We start from the raw sequence: 16,882 nt of genomic DNA on the forward strand, positions 1-16,882 counted from the left end.
CCCGCGAGCCACAGGGGTCAAGGAATTGAATCAGGAACGTCGCAACAAGATGGTCGTGGACAACCTTCCGCTCGTCGGCTACCTCGTTTCCGAGGTCTGGGCCAAAGCACGTCACCTGTCGCGCGATGACCTCGCCTCGGCGGGCGCGCTCGCCCTCATCACCTCGGCAGATGCTTTCAATCCCGACCTCGGCATCCCGTTCGGAGCGTTCGCCCGGCGCCGCATCATCGGCGCGTTCGCCGATGAGATGCGATCGGTGGACTGGGCAACACGATCGGCCAGGCGTCGGATCAAAGAAACCCTCGCGGTTCAGGAAACACTTGCTGCCCACCTCGGACGCACCCCGAACGTCGACGAGATCGCTTCGGCTCTTGGCGTAGATCGCAGCGTCGCTGCGGTGGGCTTGGCCGATGCCTCCCGCACACTGTCGACCCTGGACGATGTGACAGCTGAGTTTCTCGTCGCCGACTCCGCGATGCCCGAAGACACCTTGCTTGCCGCTGAACGACTCGCCTACCTCCGCGCCGCCGTCGAGTCACTTCCCGAAAAGATGCGCTTCATTGTGGAGCAGGTCTATTTCGGTGACCGCTCGGTCAAGGATGTCGCAGCCGAGTTGGGAACGACCCACTCGGCCGTGTCTCAACAGCGCGCTGAAGCCATCCGTTTGCTGCGCGACGGTCTCGCCACGCACTATGCCGATTCCGAATCCGAGGAGAGCAGCTACGTGTTGCAGTCGCGGATCGCTCCGGCGAATCGCAGCGCCTATCTTGCTCGTCTGGCAGACCACGCGCTCTACGGAATCAACCGCATCGCCCAGGCGACCGTCGCCGCGCCGGGTCAGGCCGTGTCCTGAGGTGCTCGCTCCGAGTGAGAGCACGACTGGGCGTTAGGCTGAACACATGCTGGTTTTGACACGCAAACTGGGGGAGAAGATCCTCATCGGTGACGACATCGTCGTTACCGTGCTCGATGTGCGCGGCGACAGCATCCGGCTCGGTGTCGATGCTCCGCGTGGCGTGCGCATTCAGCGCGACGAAGTTGTGCGTGCTGTCGCGGAGGCGAACGTCGCCGCGAGCCACACCGATGACTCGGCCGAAGAACGCATCAAGGCCAGCCTCGGGGGCGCTCTGCCCATTCAGGCAACGCCGGTTCAGGCAACGCCGACTCACACAGCCGCGGCGACCGTCACGGATGCTCGCCCCGGTCCGCGCCCGTCAGCATCCGCTCAGGCGTCAGCTTCCGCTCAGACGTCAATCGCGTAGATAAACGACTCCTGCACCATTCCCAGCCAGTCGTAGAGGTCATTCAAGAACTCGGCCTCCTCGCCGTCCAGCTGAATTTCTCCGTCTGGTGACATCTGCAGCCGTTCGGCCAGGGTGAGACGCAGGTCGGTGAGGGCGCGCAACCAGCTCAACACTGCGGGCTCATCGATGACGACGAGCTCGTGCGAGTCGGTGTCACCGGTTCGTGGCGACTCGGTCTGAGACGGCAGCAGGTCGTCGACCCCCTGCACGTTCGCGAGGGCATCCCGCACCAGCGCGGCGTTCTCGATCTTCGATTCGAGCAGCCCGCCGGCGGTGAACCGACGAAACTCCTTAGCAGCCTCTGGGTCATCGCTGTAGGCATCGGGCAACATGCGCCGGATTGCCGGGTCGGATATCGCCAGGTCGTTGTCATCGTTGGCGCCGGACAGAAGGTCGACCAGCTGGCTTGTCGCCAGGCGCAGTAGCTCGACCTCCACCGGCGCGAACCAGGCGGTGAGCCCGCCATCGGTGCTGCGTTCAACGTTCACTACTGCTCCGCCCTGGCCAGGGTCGCCCACAGGCCGAAGCCGTGCATGGCCTCGACGTGACGCTCCATGGCCTCACGGTTACCGGTGGCGACGACGGCCCTGCCGTCGTTGTGAACCTGCAGCATGAGGCGTTCGGCTTCGGCGGGAGTGAAGCCGAAGTAGCTCCGAAAGACATATGACACGTAGGACATCAGGTTGACCGGATCATTCCAGACGATCGTCACCCAGGGGCTGAGCAAACCGACGGCTTCGCGCACGTCGGTACCCAGTTCCTCGCGCACATCTGGATGCGCACTCGTCACGGTCATCTTCTCAGCCTGACAGGTTGAATGGCGCAGGTCCAACCCGCAGACGGATGCCCGGCCCTGTAGTTTGGAGGAGCGGGGTGGGCGCAGAGGTGCTTTCATCGTGCCGCGCGGTCGAAACCGACCCAGCGTGTCACCACAGTCCGTTTCTCTACGGACCGAAAGGACAACATGTTCGACTTTCTATTTGGCCCAGTTCCCGGCATCATCGGGGCGGCCCTCCTTGTCTTTCTGATCGCGCTGATCTACGCGAAGAGCGTCTACAAGAACGCGGGCCCAGACGAAGCGCTGGTGATCACCGGCAAGAAGTCCCGCAAGACCGTTGTCGACGGCACCACGACCGAACACTCAGGTCAGCGCGTTGTGCACGGACAGGGCGTGTTCATCACCCCGTTCTTTCAGAAGGCCTTCAAGATCAGCCTGCGCAGCCGGGCGATCGAGATCACCGCTGTCGCACAGGACAAGAACGGCATCACGTTGACGGTTGAAGCCGTCGCGATCGTCAAGGTCGGCGACGACCCGACAGCGATCCGCGCAGCGGCGCAGCGCTTTCTGGGCCAGGACAAGAACATCGACAACTTCGCTCAAGAGGTCTTGTCTGGTTCCTTGCGCTCGTCGATCGGTGCCACCGACGTGATGACCATCATTCAGAAGCGCGACGAACTCGGCTCCTCTGTGCTCGCGACCGCCCGCGAGTCGCTCGCCAACCAGGGCCTCGATGTCGACTCGTTCGAGATCAAGGGCATTACCGACGAGAACGACTACATTCGCGACATCGGTCGTGCCGAACAGGCCAAGGTGCGTCGCCAGGCTGAGGTTGCAGAGCACCAGGCCAACCGTGAAGCGCAGGAAGCCTCGATCATTGCTGAGCAGGCCGTCGCCGAAGCGCAGAACACCCTGGCCCTCCGCAAGGCCGCCTTGCAGCTCGACACCGACAAGGCAGCAGCCGAGGCAGCCGCCGCCAAGCCGCTCGCCGAGGCGAAGGCTCAGCAGGCCATTGTGCAGGAGCAAGAACTGACTGCCCAGCGCCGGGCCAATTTGCGCAAGGCCGAGCTCGACTCCGAGGTCAACGCCGTGGCGGATGCCGACGCGTACCGGGTCAAGGTTGCTGCCTCCGCCGCCGCAGAGGCAGCGGTGACCGCAGCCAACGCCGACCGTGACAGCCGTGTTGCAACGGCCGAGGCCATCCGTGCAGAGGGCCAGGCCGAGGCGGACGCCATCCTGGCCAGAGGTACTGCGGAGGCCGAGGCAACCCGGTTGAGTGCAGAAGCTCTCGCTCAGCAGTCTGAAGCGTTCCTCCAGTTGCGCATGGTCGAAATGCTGCCGCAGATCGCTCACGAACTGGCGGCGCCGATGGGAAACATCGATCAGCTGACGGTGATCTCAACGGATGGCGCCAGCCAGTTGGCCAAGAACGTCGCGTCTGGCTTCACCGAGGTCGACGCGGTTCTCAACTCGACCATGGGTGTGGGCATCAAGGATCTGCTCAGCGGACTCGTCGGCGGTTCGCTGTCTGGTCATGCAGCAGGGTCGGCAGCGGCTGCAGCGATGCAGAGCGAGATGCGCCAGGGTCAGGCGCTGCCCGGCCACGAGCTGGCGGGTCACGTCGAGGAACCGGCGTTGACCAACTAAAGCAGGCGTCGCATGGTCGTCTGACCATTTCGGTGGTCTGGTCACACCCGACAGAGCGGCGGACCCTCCCATTCGACGGAGATTTTCAACGATGAGACCGTTTCCAGCCATTTTTGGGCGGAAATGTGATTAATCTCCGTCGAATGGGCGGTGCGCGCCTCGGATGGAACGGCCCCGCAGCGAGCCTGGCCGGCCTCGTGGCCCGTAGTAGCCGCGCCACGCGGAGCCTAACCTGGGCAACACCATGGATTGGTGGAACGCGGACTGGTGGAACGCCGGTGACTACTACATCGCGCGTGAGATTCTGCAGCGCGGAGTGGCCGCCTGTTTTCTGATCGCCTTCATCTCCGCCTTCAATCAGTTTCCGGCCCTGCTCGGCGATCACGGGCTGTTGCCCGTCGCCCGATTTGTCAGACGCATCAGGTTTCGTGATTCTCCGAGCCTGTTCCATTGGCGCTACTCAGACCTGTTGCTGCGGACGCTGGCCGTCGCTGGTGCGGTGGGCGCGGCAACCCTCATCATCGGGCTCCCGCAGCTCGGGCCGCCGTGGCTGCCGATGCTGCTCTTTCTGCTGCTCTGGGCGATTGACCTGTCGATCGTCAACGTCGGCCAAACCTTCTACTCGTTCGGTTGGGAGAGCCTGCTGCTCGAGGCCGGGTTCGTGGTGGCGTTTCTCGGGTCGAATGAGGTCGCCCCGCCGCTCGTCGTGATGCTGTTCTTGCGGTGGCTCGTCTTTCGGCTCGAATTCGGAGCCGGCATGATCAAGATGCGCGGCGGGCCGGAATGGCGAGACCTGACCGCGCTCTACTTTCACCATGAGACCCAGCCGATGCCGAACCCGGTCAGCTGGTACGTGCATCATCTGCCGAAATGGGTGCATCGCGGCGAGGTGCTCGGCAACCATTTCGCCCAACTGGTCGTGCCGTTCTTTCTGTTCGCGCCGCAACCCGTCGCCTCCGTCGCGGCAGCCGTCATGATCCTCACGCAGCTCTGGCTCGTGCTCACCGGAAACTTCGCCTGGCTGAACTGGCTCACCATTGTGCTCGCCTGCTCGGCCATCGACGACCGCACATTTCGCACGATTCTGCCCGGCCTGGCCACTGAGCGAGTGGCATCCGTCTCGCCGCTCTGGTTCGTGATCGTGGTCGCGACGGTGACCGTGGGGCTCCTCGTGCTCAGTTGGTGGCCGCTTCGCAACCTCTTCGCCCATCACCAGCTGATGAACGCCAGCTTCAATCGCTATCACCTGGTCAATGCCTACGGTGCGTTCGGCACCGTGTCACGGCATCGGTTCGAGGTCGTCGTGGAGGGTAGTGCGGCGGCGACACCGGGTGCCGACGGATGGCGGGAGTACGAGTTTCGAGGCAAACCGGGTGACCCGAAACGGATGCCACGCCAATTCGCCCCCTATCACCTGCGACTCGACTGGTTGATGTGGTTCCTGGCGCTCGGCACGCCAGACACCCGGTGGTTTGAGATGTTGGTGGTGCAGCTGCTGGCGGGGGATCACACCCTGCTGCGGATGCTGCGGGTCAACCCGTTCCCCGATGAGCCGCCCCGGTGGATTCGGGCACGCGTGTTTCTCTACCGGTTCTCGACGAGGCAAGAACACCGGGCCGACGGCGTCTGGTGGAGCAGAGTCGAGTTCGCGGAGCTCGTTGCGCCGGTGTCCCTGGCGAGAATCGGGCGTCGCGCCAGTTGAAAACCGCCACGCGGCGTGACGTCAGCCGGTGTGGCTGTTTTCAACCCGCGTAGAGGTTGTGGCACGCCCCGGCAGGAAGCTCGCAACGACGATTCCCGCAATTGCAACGATGATCAGGGGCACCATCGCCAGCACGTACCCGTCGCCGGGGCCAGCCACGTTCAGCGCGAGGACTGTGACGACAAGCGCGGTTCCAAAACTTGACCCGAGGTTGGAGATGCTGCGCGAGAGCCCTGAGATTTCTCCTTGCTGTTCCTCGGGGAAGGCGGACTGCACCAAGTTAACGCTTGGCGTGAGCATGAGTCCGACGCCGAGTCCGATCGCGAGAAGGCCGGGTGCGAACGGCCAGGCGCCGGGGACCGCCGCCACAAGAAGCAGGAGAGGCAGGCCGACGCCAGTGATCACAAATCCAGCGATGATCAGCGTGCGCTGCGAGAATCGCCGCACGAGTGAGCTCGCGGACAGAGACGACACCAGAATGCCGAGTGTGGCGGCGCTGAAGATGATCCCGGTCTCGATCGCATCGTAGCCGCGGACCACTTGGAGGTGGCTCGCCACGAGCATGGAGGTGCCGAGCAGCAGCAGCCATTGGAAATTCTGCGTCACGAGGGCCAGATTGGAGACTCGGCTCCGGAACAGTGCCGTCGAGAGCAGCGGTTCTCGCTTATCCCGTTCCAATCGGCGCACCCACCAGAAGAACAACGCGATCACGCCGGCGCCGGCCGCCATCAAGCCGAGCGAGAGGAGGAGATTGTTGTCGGCGGCAAGGATGCCGATGACGAACACGATCAACCCCAGCGCCGAGAGGATGGCACCGACCACATCGAACGGTCGGTCTGGTTCGCGGGCGAGCGGATCCTTCAGGCGCACGGCGAACAGAAGGATGATCACGATGATGAGCGCCTGGAATCCGAATGCTGCCCGCCAGCTGAAGGCCGCGGTGATCCAGCCGCCGATCAGGGGTCCCGTTGCCGCTCCAATTCCCCCGGCGGCGCTGACAATCCCGAATGCGCGAACGCGCTCGGAGAGGCCGGTCCAGTACATGGTGACCAGAATGTAGACCGGCGGGATAAGTAGGGCGGTACCGGCGCCCTCCAGCAGTGAATTCCCGAGGATGAGCACACCGAGCCCCGGGGACAGCGCGCTGATGATGGCGCCGAGACCGTAGACGGCGAGCCCGACGATGAAGCACACCTTTCTCCCGAGTTGCACGGTCAGTTTGCCGAATGGAATCATCAGTGCGGCCATGACAAGCAGGAAGAGCGTGATCGAGATCTGGATCCCCTGAACTGTCGTGTCGAGATCCTGGCTCATGTCGGTGAGCATCACATTCATGTTCGAGCCGGCGAACGAGCAGATGAACTGCGCGAGCGCAAGCGGCACCAACGTCCACTTCGCCGGGACCACGAGCCGCACCTCCGCGTGGGAAGACACCGGGCCCTACCGAACTCCGAGGCTGTGCATTCCGGGGCTGTGCATTCCGGGGCTGTGCATTCCGAGGCTGAGCATTCCGGGGCTGTGCATTCCGAGGCTGCGCATTCCGGGGCTGTGCATTCCGAGGCTGTGCATGATGACCTGCCCTCAGTCAGGAAACGTGACGTGATGGTCCTGCATCCCAGCTTGCGCCGCGTTGGACCAATTCAAAATCGCACAGAGTGGATGACGCGGGCAGGCACATTCGCGAATCAGTGCCCGCGCAACTCCTCGAGCTCACGACGCTCACGCTTCGTCGGACGCCCGGTTCCTCGATCGCGGATCGGGAGCAGCGCGACTTCTTCGCGTGGGGGAGGCGGCGGGGTCAGATCGGTGTAGCACTCGACGGCGACGGCCGCGCCGACCCGCTTGGCCACGATGCGGGTGACGACCACGATGGTGTCGAACCCCGCTGAGCGCACCCGCACTTCATCGCCGACTTTCACCGACTGCGCGGCCTTCGCCCGGTCACCGTTCACGCGCACGTGCCCGGCACGGCAGGCAGCCGTCGCCAAAGATCGCGTCTTGAACAACCGAACGGCCCAGGTCCAGCTGTCGACGCGCACGGTCGAGAGAGGGTCCATGCTTCGACTCTACGGCTCTTCCCATCTGTGAGCGCCTACAGTTGAGTGGTGAATTCACCCGAAACCTCCTCTGCTCCCGCCGCCAGTACGCGCACTGCCGCCGATGAAGTGAACGCGCTCCTCGCGTCATACCCCGATTTTCCGCAGGACGGCATCCTGTTTCGCGACCTCAACCCGGTCTTTGCCAACGCGCAGGCGTTCAAGTCGATCATCGACGCTCTCGTCACGCGTTTCAGCGGCACGTTCGATGCCGTTGCCGGAATCGAAGCGCGCGGCTTCTTGCTCGCAGCGGCAATCGGCTACGCAGCGGATGCCGCGGTTCTGGCCGTGCGCAAGGGCGGAAAGCTGCCGGGAACGGTTCTGACAGAGGAATACGACCTCGAATACGGCTCGGCCCGTCTGGAGCTTGAAGTCGGTCAGCTCCCGGCCGGCTCCCGCGTGCTGATCGTCGACGACGTGCTCGCCACCGGCGGAACCATCGCCGCGACCGCCCGCCTCATCGAACGTGCAGGCTACGTCCTCACCGGCGTCGGAGTGGTGCTGGAACTCGCCGAACTCGATGGGCGCAGCCGCCTCGGCGACGCCGACGTTCACACGATCGTGTCGGTTTAAGTCATTTTCACTCGGCCATTCCCACGCCCCGGATGCGGCATGCTTGAACCATGAGCGGCAGCGACGAGGCGTGGGTCTACGGGCCGGACGGCCACAAGTATTGGGGCCGCTTCGGAGCGGCAGGATTGCTCGTGCATCACCCCGAACTCGGCGTGCTGCTGCAGCACCGCGCGCTCTGGAGCCACCACGGCGACACCTGGGGGCTGCCGGGAGGCGCCCGTCACGAATATGAAACTGCGGTCGAGGCTGCCCTCCGCGAAGCCCGCGAAGAAGCCGGAGTGCCGGCTGAGCTCGTTCGGGTCAGTTTCACCACCGTGTTCGACCTCGGATTCTGGTCGTACACGACTGTTGTGGCGGAGGCCACCGACCGCTTCGAACCGGTGATCAGCGACCCGGAGAGCATCGCACTGCGCTGGGTGCCGCCGAGTGAGGTCGAGCTCCTTCCGCTGCACCCCGGCTTTGGAGCGAGCTGGCCGATGCTCCTCGCCCGGCTCGGCTGAACGCGGCGGCATCCGTCTCACCGATGCAACTTTCAATGGATGCGGGGCGTCTGCGTGCCCATTACCGTTGAGCGTGACAAGCGAGCGTGACTATGGAGACGAATGAATCTTGAGCCGATGTTTCTCAAGCTCGACCGCATCGCCGGAGGGCGCGGCGTTGGCTACACCATTCCCGAAGAGATGCGCATTCATCCGACGACGCGCGCTGCGTTCGTCGCGATCACCTGGCTTCTCGTCGCCGAATTCGTGCTGGGCATCATCGCGGTGATCATTGCGATCGTGCTCCAGCTCAACGGCACCGATGTTCGATTCTCAGTCTGGATGCGCGGGCTTGTCGTGCTCGCCATGACCGCGACACTGTTCTACTTCGCCTGGCGTGCCCAGAAGGGCTACTACTGGGCCTACTCCCGGCTCAAGCTGTTCAGCAAGATCTTTCCGATCGTCACCCTGGTGTTGGCGGCGATTCCCGGCCTCTACCCGCTGTGGATGGTGACGGAACAGATTCTGTTCAGTCTCATTCTGATCGGGGTGTCCGATTATTTGTCGAGCGACCACATGCGCGCGGCATTTCCGAAGCCCCCGAAGCGCGTCGACGCCGAATAGGCAGCTCGCACCCCGGGTCGTAGCCCGGTTTGTGCCGTGGCTTGCGCAGAAGGGCGCGTCACGCTCAGTAGAATCAGGAGGTGTGAGAGCTGTAGGGGAGAAGGACGCCGGCTCACGAGTGTGGACGGTGCCCAACATCCTGTCGTTCATTCGACTGGCCTTGGTTCCGGTCTTTCTCTGGCTGATCGTCGAGGGCGAGGACATCGCCGCGCTCCTGGTGCTCGTCGTGTCGAGTGCGACAGACTTTCTCGACGGCTATCTGGCCCGCCGTCTGAACCAGATCACACGACTCGGCCAACTTCTCGATCCGGCCGCCGATCGGCTGTACATCTTTGCGGCGCTGATCGGCTTGGCCTGGCGTGACCTGGTGCCGTGGTGGATCGTTTTGGTTGTGGTTGGACGCGACGTCTTTCTGCTCGGCCTCGGCGTCGTCTTGGCCAACTTCGGTTTCGGCCCGCTGCCCGTGCACCAACTGGGCAAGGTCGCAACATTCTGCCTGTTCTATGCCCTCCCGATGATCATGCTCGGCGAGGCATTCCCCGCCGTGGCGTGGTGGTCGCAACCCGTCGGCTGGGCATTCGGCCTCTGGGGAGCCTTCCTCTATTGGTGGGCCGGCATCATCTATGCCATTGAAACCGTGCGAGTGATTCGCCTGCCGCGCGGCACGGCACCCGTTCAATCCGATACGCTGGAACTCTAGGAGGTCTACGGTGGGAAATTCCGACGAGAAGCACGACGCAGAGCGCCAGGTGGCGCCCGACAGCTCGCCGGGGAGCACTGATACGACACTGAACTTTAGCCAAGAGTTTGCGGCTGCGATGGCAGGCATCGACGCAGACGTCAGCGCCGAAGAGCAAGATGCGATTGCTGCGCTTCCCTCTGGCTCAGCGCTGCTTGTCGTGCGCCGCGGCCCGAACACCGGTGCGCGTTTTCTCCTCGACGCCGATGTGACGACGGTCGGTCGTCATCCGGAGGCTGATATTTTTCTTGACGACGTCACGGTTTCCCGCCGTCACGCCGAGTTTCTGCGACACGGAAAAACGTTCGAGGTCAAAGACCTCGGTTCTCTGAACGGCACCTATTTCGATGGTGAGCGCATCGAAACTGCCGCCCTCAGCGACGGCGCCGAAGTTCAGGTCGGAAAGTTCCGTCTCACCTTCTACGCGTCGAGGCACGACCGCGTGCGCGCAAAGAGCAACTAGTGAGCCCTGTCTCCGCCGCGGCAAAGTCTTCAAGCGCCGCTCCGTTGCTGAGCATCGGGCAGGTGCTCGCCCGACTGACCCCGGAGTTTCCGGATTTGACGCCGTCGAAGCTCCGATTTCTTGAAGAGCAGCGGCTCGTGTTTCCTGCGCGCACCGAATCTGGCTATCGCAAGTTCGGTACGAGTGATGTCGAGCGCCTTCGGCTGATCTTGTCGACGCAGCGCGACCAATACCTTCCGCTCAAGGTCATCCGTACCTACCTCGAAGAACTCGACGCCGGACTGTCGCCGACCCTTCCGGGTGGGGCAACCCTCGGACCGACGATGCTGACAACCGCGCGACGATTTACTCGTGAGGAGTTGCTGCGCGAGGCAGCGGCGTCAACGACGTTGCTGCACGACGCGATCTCGGCCTCGATCATCCTGCCTGCCGATCACTACAGTGACGAATCCTTGAACGTGCTCAAGGCCCTGGTCGAACTGCAGCGCAGCGGAATCGAGCCCCGTCACCTCCGCGGTTTTCGCGGAGCAGCAGAACGCGAGCTGGGGCTCATCGAAAGCGCTCTGGTTCCGCTTTCCCGGCGCAAAGATGCCTCGAGTCGGGCGAAGGCTAGCGAGATGGCGGTCGAGATTGCCGGGCAGCTCGAAGTCGTGCGCGGCAGCCTGATTCGGTCGGCTCTCGGCCGTCTTGTCACCTAAAGACGTAGACTAGAAAAGCGCCACCGGTCGGCTTGTCGGAATGACTTGGCTCGACACGCCGAATCTGTCTAACGGATGTGAAGGCCGAACGACCTTTGCCTCGATAGCGTGGTTACTGCGAGCCGTCAGCGTCGCAGACAATCCCCGAGAGGCAAGCGTATGAGTGAACTCAATTCCCAGAGCGAAGCTTCTCGCTATGGCTTGGATCTGCTGTTCACCGATGGTCTGCCAGAACTCGATGAGCACACCGGGTATCGGGGGGCGGTTGCCGCTCGCGCTGCCGGAATCAGCTATCGCCAGCTGGACTACTGGGCACGCACCGAGCTCGTGCAGCCCACCGTGCGTGGCGCGGCCGGCTCAGGTTCGCAGCGGCTCTACGGTTTTCGAGACATCCTGGTGCTGAAGCTCGTGAAGCGTCTTCTCGACACCGGAATCTCGCTGCAGCAGATTCGTACCGCCGTCAATCAGCTGCGTGAATCAGGCGTGAGCGATCTCGCTCAGACGACTTTGATGAGCGACGGCGCCAGCGTCTACCTGTGTACCTCGAACGATGAGGTCATCGACCTCGTCAGCCGCGGCCAAGGCGTCTTCGGCATTGCCGTCGGCAAAGTGCTGCGCGAAGTTGAGTCCAGCCTGGTCGAACTCGACATTCAGGCTGTTGACCAGGCTGACGAGCTCGCCCAGCGTCGCACGTCGCGCAAAATCTCGTAGTCAACGTCCATCTCGGTGGTCGAGGAGGACGCCCGCGATCGGGTCGAGACCCCGTGAGCCAATGTTTGAACGCCACCCGATTTCAAGGATTTGCTCGCGAGATCTCGAGACGCGTGCTCGCAAGCTCGCGCGCTCCTCGATCAACGAATTGGCCCATCTGCCTCATAGTCACGGGCTCGCTCGTTCCTCGACCAACGAAATGACGCGGCCTCCCACGTCGGCTGCTCCTCGATCACCGAAGCGGCTCGATCACCGATCGGTTGGTCGAGCTTGCCGACCCCGTTAGCCGCTCCGCGTGCCCGCCCCGGCCACGGGCAGGTGTCTCAGGCCGATCGTTGGTGCTGCGCAGGTCGAAAGCCGCGACGCCCACTGAACTCAATGGGCGTCGCGGCTTTCGGCCCTCGGATTACGAAACGGGCCGACCACGGATGGCGCTGCGCGGGTTGAGCGCCGCCGCGCGGGTCGGAAGCCCGGCCGCTTTCAGGCGAAATACCGATGCGCGGGTTCGATGCCGCGGCGCGCACTGGGCCGGTGCGCGTAACGGCGCCTGACCCGCGCGGCGGCAATGTGGTGGTCGAGCTCGAGACGTCGCGAGCCAATCCTCGAACTCAACCCGAGTTCAAGGATTGGCTCGCGAGATCTCGAGACGCGTGCTCGCAAGCTCGCGCGCTCCTCGATCAACGAAACGGTCATATGCCTCAGAGACGCGGCCGACTCCGTCGGGCGCTCCTCGACCACCGAGGTGGAGGTTGACTACGCGTCGCGCGGCTTCTCCGCATAGTCGCCGATGCGCGCAGTGCGCAGCACCCGGTCGAGCAGCTGGTCGAAGTACCGCGCCATCTCCTGAGCGCTGTCGCCCGGCCAGATGTGCAACGGCTTCGCCGCGCCCTGCGCCTGCTGCAGTGAGGTCCGTTCCGGCAGTTGCGGGCTGAGCACGAGCGGACCGAACATGTCACGCAGTTCCTTGATGCGGAACTGGTGCTCCAGCGATGCCGTGCGGGCTCGGTTCACGATGATGCCGAGCGGCTGCAGACGCGGACTGAGACCACGACGAATCTCTTCGATGGCACGCAATGCACGGTCGGCAGCGGCAACCGAGAACAGGCCAGGCTCGGTGACAACAGCCACCCGGTCGCTGGCTGCCCAGGCGGTGCGGGTGAGTGCGTTGAGCGACGGGGCACAGTCAATGAGCACGAGATCGTACTCGTGCTCAACCGTCGACAGTGCCTCTTCAAGTTTCCAAATATCACGGATGCTGGGGTGCGGTCCGTCGAAATTGATGGCCGACGGGCTTCCGATCAAAACGTCGATCGTTCCGGAGCGACCCTTCGTCCAGCCGCTCGGGGCAATGGCGGCCCGCACCGTCTTCTCCTTGGGAGAAGCGAGCACATCCGCCACATTCAAATGGCCTGCCACCTGGATGTCCATGCCGGTGGAGACATCCGATTGGGGGTCGAGATCAACGACCAAGGTGCGCACACCGCGGGCGAAGGCAGCAGAAGCCAGACCAAGGGTCACCGTGGTCTTTCCTACGCCTCCCTTGAGGGAGCTGACGCTAAGTACGTGCACAAGTAGCTACGTTACCTTCAGTAGGCTTACAGAACCTAACCGTTAGCTGTGTGCCGCACCACGCTCGAAAGGTCTGAATGTTTACCAAGATTCTTGTTGCCAACCGTGGTGAAATCGCGATTCGCGCGTTTCGTGCGGCCTATGAACTCGGCGCGAAGACCGTTGCCGTCTTCCCGCACGAAGACCGCAACTCGCTTCACCGTCTGAAGGCCGATGAGGCCTATGAGATCGGTGAGCCCGGTCACCCGGTACGTGCCTACCTCACGGTGAGTGAAATCATCCGTGTCGCTCAGGAGTCCGGTGCCGACGCCATTTACCCCGGCTACGGCTTTCTGTCTGAGAACCCCGAGCTGGCTGAGGCTGCTGCCGCCGCCGGGATCACCTTCATCGGCCCTGGCAAGAGTGTGCTGGAGATGGCCGGTAACAAGGTCACCGCGAAGGAGCACGCGATTGCCGCCGGAGTTCCGGTGCTCAAGTCGACCCCGCCGTCAGAAGACGTCGACCTGCTGATCAGCCAGGCCGATGAGATCGGTTTTCCGATCTTCGCCAAGGCCGTCGCCGGAGGCGGTGGCCGAGGCATGCGCCGCGTCAACACGAAGGCCGAGCTGCGTGGCTCCCTCGAAGAGGCCATGCGTGAGGCGAAGAGCGCATTCGGCGACTCGACGATGTTCCTTGAGCAGGCTGTGCTCCGCCCCCGTCACATCGAGGTGCAGATTCTTGCAGACGCCTCTGGCGAGACGGTTCACCTCTTCGAACGCGACTGCTCTGTACAGCGTCGCCACCAGAAGGTCATTGAGATCGCTCCGGCGCCGAACCTCGACGAGAACGTGCGCCAGAGCATGTACAAGGACGCCATCGCGTTCGCCCGCTCCATCGGCTACGTCAACGCCGGCACCGTCGAGTTCTTGCTCGACACCGAAGGCGAGCGCGCCGGTCAGCACGTTTTCATTGAGATGAACCCGCGCATCCAGGTCGAGCACACGGTGACCGAAGAGGTCACGGATGTCGACCTCGTGGTCGCGCAGATCCGCATTGCTGCGGGGGAGTCGCTGTCCGATCTCGGCCTGCTGCAGAAAGACATCAAGCTGCGCGGCGCCGCCCTGCAGTGCCGCATCACGACCGAGGACCCCACTGCGGGATTCCGGCCTGACACCGGCAAGATCACGACGTACCGCTCACCCGGTGGCGCGGGCGTCCGTCTCGATGGTGGAACCATCAACCCGGGCGCTCAGATCAGTCCGTACTTCGACTCGATGCTGGCCAAGTTGACCTGCCGTGGCCGCGACTACACCGCCGCTCTGACCCGTGCGAAGCGGGCGCTGGCCGAGTTCCGCATCCGTGGCGTCTCCACGAACATCCCGTTCCTGCAGGCTGTGCTTGACGATGCCGACTTCGCTGCCGGCAACCTGAGCACCTCCTTCATCGACGAGCGTCCAGAGCTGCTCAAGGGTCGTGCGTCGAAGGACCGCGGCACGAAGATCCTCAACTGGTTGGCCGACGTCACGGTGAACCACCCGAACGGTGTGCCGGCGACAACGCTGCACCCCGCCGAGAAGCTCCCGACCGTTGACCTGTCGATTCCGGCTCCGGCCGGTTCGCGTCAGCAGTTGCAGGAGCTCGGCCCGCGCGGCTTCGCTCAGGCTCTGCGCGCGCAGACCGCGCTGGCGGTGACCGACACGACCTTCCGTGACGCTCACCAGTCGCTGCTTGCCACGCGGGTGCGTACCCGTGACCTCGTTGCCGCCGCTCCCTACGTGGCACGGCTCACCCCGCAGCTCTTGTCCGTTGAAGCCTGGGGCGGTGCCACCTACGACGTGGCCCTGCGTTTCCTCGGCGAAGACCCGTGGGAGCGTCTCGCTTCGCTGCGTGATGCCCTGCCGAACATCAACATCCAGATGCTGCTGCGCGGTCGCAACACGGTCGGCTATACGCCGTACCCGACAGAGGTGACGGATGCTTTCGTCGCGGAGGCCGCGGCCACCGGCGTCGATATCTTCCGTATCTTCGATGCGCTGAACGATGTCTCGCAGATGCGTCCAGCCATCGACGCGGTCCTGGCGACCGGCACGAGTGTGGCCGAGGTGGCCGTCTGCTACACCGGCGACCTGATGAACCCGGACGAGAAGCTCTACACGCTGGACTACTACCTCCGTCTGGCCGAGCAAATCGTCGACTCCGGCGCCCACATCCTGGCGATCAAGGACATGGCCGGGCTCCTGCGTCCTGCCGCGGCGGCCAAGCTCGTCACGGCGTTCCGCGACCGCTTCGACCTGCCGGTTCACGTGCACACGCACGACACCCCCGGCGGGCAGCTGGCGACGTTGTTGGCCGCCAGCGCGGCCGGCGCCGACGCCGTTGACGTCGCATCCGCTTCGATGGCCGGCACCACCAGCCAGCCGTCGGCATCCTCGCTCGTTGCGGCTCTGGCTCACACCGAGCGCGACACGGGCATCCCGCTGCAGAACGTGCTCGACCTGGAGCCGTACTGGGAAGCAGTGCGCATGGTCTACCGCCCGTTCGAGTCCGGCCTCGCCGGCCCGACCGGTCGCGTCTACAAGCATGAGATTCCCGGGGGTCAGCTGTCGAACCTGCGCACGCAGGCCGTCGCCCTGGGGCTCGCCGACCACTTCGAGCTCATCGAAGACATGTACGCGGCGGCGGATGCGATCCTCGGCCGCGTGCCGAAGGTCACCCCCTCGTCGAAGGTCGTCGGCGACCTCGCCCTCTACCTCGCAGCGGTGAAGGCCGACCCGGCCGACTTCGCCGAGAACCCGGGCAACTACGATGTGCCGGACTCCGTTGTCGGATTCATGGCCGGAGAGCTCGGCGACCTGCCGGGCGGCTGGCCGGAACCCTTCCGCACCAAGGTGCTCGCCGGACGCAAGATCAAGATCGGCGTCACCGAGATCACCGAGGCTGAGCGCAAGGCGCTGAACGCCGACAGCACGTCGCGTCGTCAGATGCTCAACCAGCTGCTCTTCCCGGCGCCGACGCGCCAGTTCGAGCAGATTCGTGAGCTGTTCGGCGACCTGTCGGTCGTCGACACCGTCGACTACCTCTACGGGCTCAACCAGGGCCGGGAAAGCATCATCGAGATCGAGAAGGGTGTGCGTCTCTACGCAGGCCTCGAAGCGATCGGTGAAGCCGACGACAAGGGCATGCGCACCGTCATGACCATCCTCAACGGCCAGATGCGCCCCGTCTTCGTGCGGGACCGCAGCATCACCGTCGAGACCAAGGTCGCCGAGAAGGCCGACACCAACCAGCCCGGCCAGGTCGCTGCGCCGTTCTCTGGCGTGGTGACCCTGCAGATCGAAGACGGGGCCAGTGTTGAGGCGGGCCAGACCGTCGCATCCATCGAAGCAATGAAGATGGAAGCGGCGATCACCTCGCCCATCGCCGGCACCATCGAACGTGTGGCAATCCCGAAGACGCAGCAGGTCGACGCCGGAGATCTGCTCGTCGTCGTTCGTCCACGGTAGGCTAGGCCTCGGTCCAC

The 16,882-nt window shown here is 63.9% G+C and carries 17 protein-coding genes; 12 read left to right on the forward strand and 5 right to left on the reverse strand.

Going from position 1 to position 16,882, the window contains the following annotated elements; all coding sequences use genetic code 11:
- The first annotated feature begins 25 nt into the window (after positions 1-25).
- Entirely contained in the window at positions 26-853 is an 828-nt protein-coding gene (locus ABD791_RS02300; RefSeq protein WP_345061883.1) for a sigma-70 family RNA polymerase sigma factor, read from the forward strand.
- A gap of 46 nt (positions 854-899) precedes the next feature.
- Positions 900-1,262, forward strand: a complete 363-nt coding sequence (csrA, locus tag ABD791_RS02305; protein WP_345061885.1) for a carbon storage regulator CsrA — start codon at positions 900-902, stop codon at positions 1,260-1,262.
- On the opposite strand, the gene ABD791_RS02310 is transcribed toward csrA, so the two are convergent.
- Positions 1,244-1,792, reverse strand: coding sequence for a DUF2017 family protein (locus ABD791_RS02310; RefSeq protein ID WP_345061887.1), 549 nt, complete (start codon positions 1,790-1,792; stop codon positions 1,244-1,246). The two genes, csrA and ABD791_RS02310, sit on opposite strands and share 19 nt — an antisense overlap.
- Positions 1,792-2,100 (reverse strand): ATP-dependent Clp protease adapter ClpS, encoded by a 309-nt coding sequence (clpS, locus tag ABD791_RS02315; RefSeq protein ID WP_345061889.1) that lies wholly within the window; start codon positions 2,098-2,100, stop codon positions 1,792-1,794. The genes ABD791_RS02310 and clpS overlap by 1 nt, the downstream gene beginning before the upstream one ends.
- 168 nt (positions 2,101-2,268) lie before the next feature.
- Between clpS and ABD791_RS02320 the strand changes: the two genes are divergently transcribed.
- A complete protein-coding gene (locus ABD791_RS02320) occupies positions 2,269-3,729 on the forward strand; it encodes a flotillin family protein (protein ID WP_345061891.1) in 1,461 nt (486 codons plus the stop codon).
- Positions 3,730-3,973: 244 nt separating this feature from the next.
- On the forward strand, positions 3,974-5,431 hold the full coding sequence (locus ABD791_RS02325; protein WP_345061893.1) for a lipase maturation factor family protein: 1,458 nt from the start codon (positions 3,974-3,976) through the stop codon (positions 5,429-5,431).
- Positions 5,432-5,452: 21 nt separating this feature from the next.
- On the opposite strand, the gene ABD791_RS02330 is transcribed toward ABD791_RS02325, so the two are convergent.
- Together ABD791_RS02330 and ABD791_RS02335 are read right to left on the reverse strand one after the other, a co-directional pair.
- A complete protein-coding gene (locus ABD791_RS02330; protein ID WP_345061895.1) occupies positions 5,453-6,838 on the reverse strand; it encodes an MFS transporter in 1,386 nt (461 codons plus the stop codon).
- 278 nt (positions 6,839-7,116) lie between these two features.
- A complete protein-coding gene (locus tag ABD791_RS02335) occupies positions 7,117-7,488 on the reverse strand; it encodes an RNA-binding S4 domain-containing protein (protein ID WP_345061897.1) in 372 nt (123 codons plus the stop codon).
- A 48-nt stretch (positions 7,489-7,536) separates the two neighbouring features.
- Between ABD791_RS02335 and ABD791_RS02340 the strand changes: the two genes are divergently transcribed.
- The 7 genes from ABD791_RS02340 (at position 7,537) to ABD791_RS02370 (ending at position 11,814) form a co-directional block, all read left to right on the forward strand.
- Complete coding sequence (locus ABD791_RS02340; RefSeq protein WP_345061899.1) at positions 7,537-8,100, forward strand: adenine phosphoribosyltransferase; 564 nt, start codon at positions 7,537-7,539, stop codon at positions 8,098-8,100.
- A 50-nt stretch (positions 8,101-8,150) separates the two neighbouring features.
- On the forward strand, positions 8,151-8,600 hold the full coding sequence (locus ABD791_RS02345) for an NUDIX hydrolase (protein ID WP_345061901.1): 450 nt from the start codon (positions 8,151-8,153) through the stop codon (positions 8,598-8,600).
- Between the two features lie 102 nt (positions 8,601-8,702).
- A complete protein-coding gene (locus ABD791_RS02350) occupies positions 8,703-9,203 on the forward strand; it encodes a hypothetical protein (RefSeq protein ID WP_345061903.1) in 501 nt (166 codons plus the stop codon).
- 82 nt (positions 9,204-9,285) lie between these two features.
- Positions 9,286-9,903 (forward strand): CDP-alcohol phosphatidyltransferase family protein, encoded by a 618-nt coding sequence (locus ABD791_RS02355; protein ID WP_345061905.1) that lies wholly within the window; start codon positions 9,286-9,288, stop codon positions 9,901-9,903.
- Positions 9,904-9,913: 10 nt separating this feature from the next.
- Positions 9,914-10,405, forward strand: a complete 492-nt coding sequence (locus ABD791_RS02360; RefSeq protein ID WP_425562209.1) for an FHA domain-containing protein — start codon at positions 9,914-9,916, stop codon at positions 10,403-10,405.
- The gene (ftsR, locus tag ABD791_RS02365) at positions 10,405-11,103 is read left to right on the forward strand and encodes a transcriptional regulator FtsR (protein ID WP_345061907.1); all 699 of its coding nucleotides are present in this window, start codon (positions 10,405-10,407) and stop codon (positions 11,101-11,103) included. Before ABD791_RS02360 ends, ftsR begins: the two co-directional genes overlap by 1 nt.
- 159 nt (positions 11,104-11,262) lie before the next feature.
- Entirely contained in the window at positions 11,263-11,814 is a 552-nt protein-coding gene (locus tag ABD791_RS02370; protein ID WP_345061909.1) for a MerR family transcriptional regulator, read from the forward strand.
- A 753-nt stretch (positions 11,815-12,567) separates the two neighbouring features.
- Here ABD791_RS02370 and ABD791_RS02375 read toward each other — a convergent pair.
- Positions 12,568-13,383, reverse strand: a complete 816-nt coding sequence (locus tag ABD791_RS02375; RefSeq protein WP_345061911.1) for a ParA family protein — start codon at positions 13,381-13,383, stop codon at positions 12,568-12,570.
- Between the two features lie 77 nt (positions 13,384-13,460).
- On the opposite strand from ABD791_RS02375, the gene ABD791_RS02380 reads away from it, so the two are divergent.
- Complete coding sequence (locus tag ABD791_RS02380) at positions 13,461-16,865, forward strand: pyruvate carboxylase (RefSeq protein WP_345061913.1); 3,405 nt, start codon at positions 13,461-13,463, stop codon at positions 16,863-16,865.
- Positions 16,866-16,882 lie beyond the last annotated feature (17 nt).

Source organism: Glaciibacter kafniensis (genome assembly GCF_039538945.1).
Lineage (GTDB): Bacteria > Actinomycetota > Actinomycetes > Actinomycetales > Microbacteriaceae > Cryobacterium > Cryobacterium kafniensis.

What these genes read in the sequence shown, in the direction of transcription:
- ABD791_RS02370 (WP_345061909.1), top strand. Translation starts at nt 11,263, where the DNA reads ATGAGTGAACTCAATTCCCAGAGCGAAGCTTCTCGCTATGGCTTGGAT.
- ABD791_RS02380 (WP_345061913.1), top strand. Translation starts at nt 13,461, where the DNA reads ATGTTTACCAAGATTCTTGTTGCCAACCGTGGTGAAATCGCGATTCGC.
- ABD791_RS02350 (WP_345061903.1), top strand. Translation starts at nt 8,703, where the DNA reads ATGAATCTTGAGCCGATGTTTCTCAAGCTCGACCGCATCGCCGGAGGG.
- clpS (WP_345061889.1), bottom strand. Translation starts at nt 2,100, where the DNA reads ATGACCGTGACGAGTGCGCATCCAGATGTGCGCGAGGAACTGGGTACC.
- ABD791_RS02345 (WP_345061901.1), top strand. Translation starts at nt 8,151, where the DNA reads ATGAGCGGCAGCGACGAGGCGTGGGTCTACGGGCCGGACGGCCACAAG.
- ABD791_RS02325 (WP_345061893.1), top strand. Translation starts at nt 3,974, where the DNA reads ATGGATTGGTGGAACGCGGACTGGTGGAACGCCGGTGACTACTACATC.
- ABD791_RS02320 (WP_345061891.1), top strand. Translation starts at nt 2,269, where the DNA reads ATGTTCGACTTTCTATTTGGCCCAGTTCCCGGCATCATCGGGGCGGCC.
- ABD791_RS02335 (WP_345061897.1), bottom strand. Translation starts at nt 7,488, where the DNA reads ATGGACCCTCTCTCGACCGTGCGCGTCGACAGCTGGACCTGGGCCGTT.
- csrA (WP_345061885.1), top strand. Translation starts at nt 900, where the DNA reads ATGCTGGTTTTGACACGCAAACTGGGGGAGAAGATCCTCATCGGTGAC.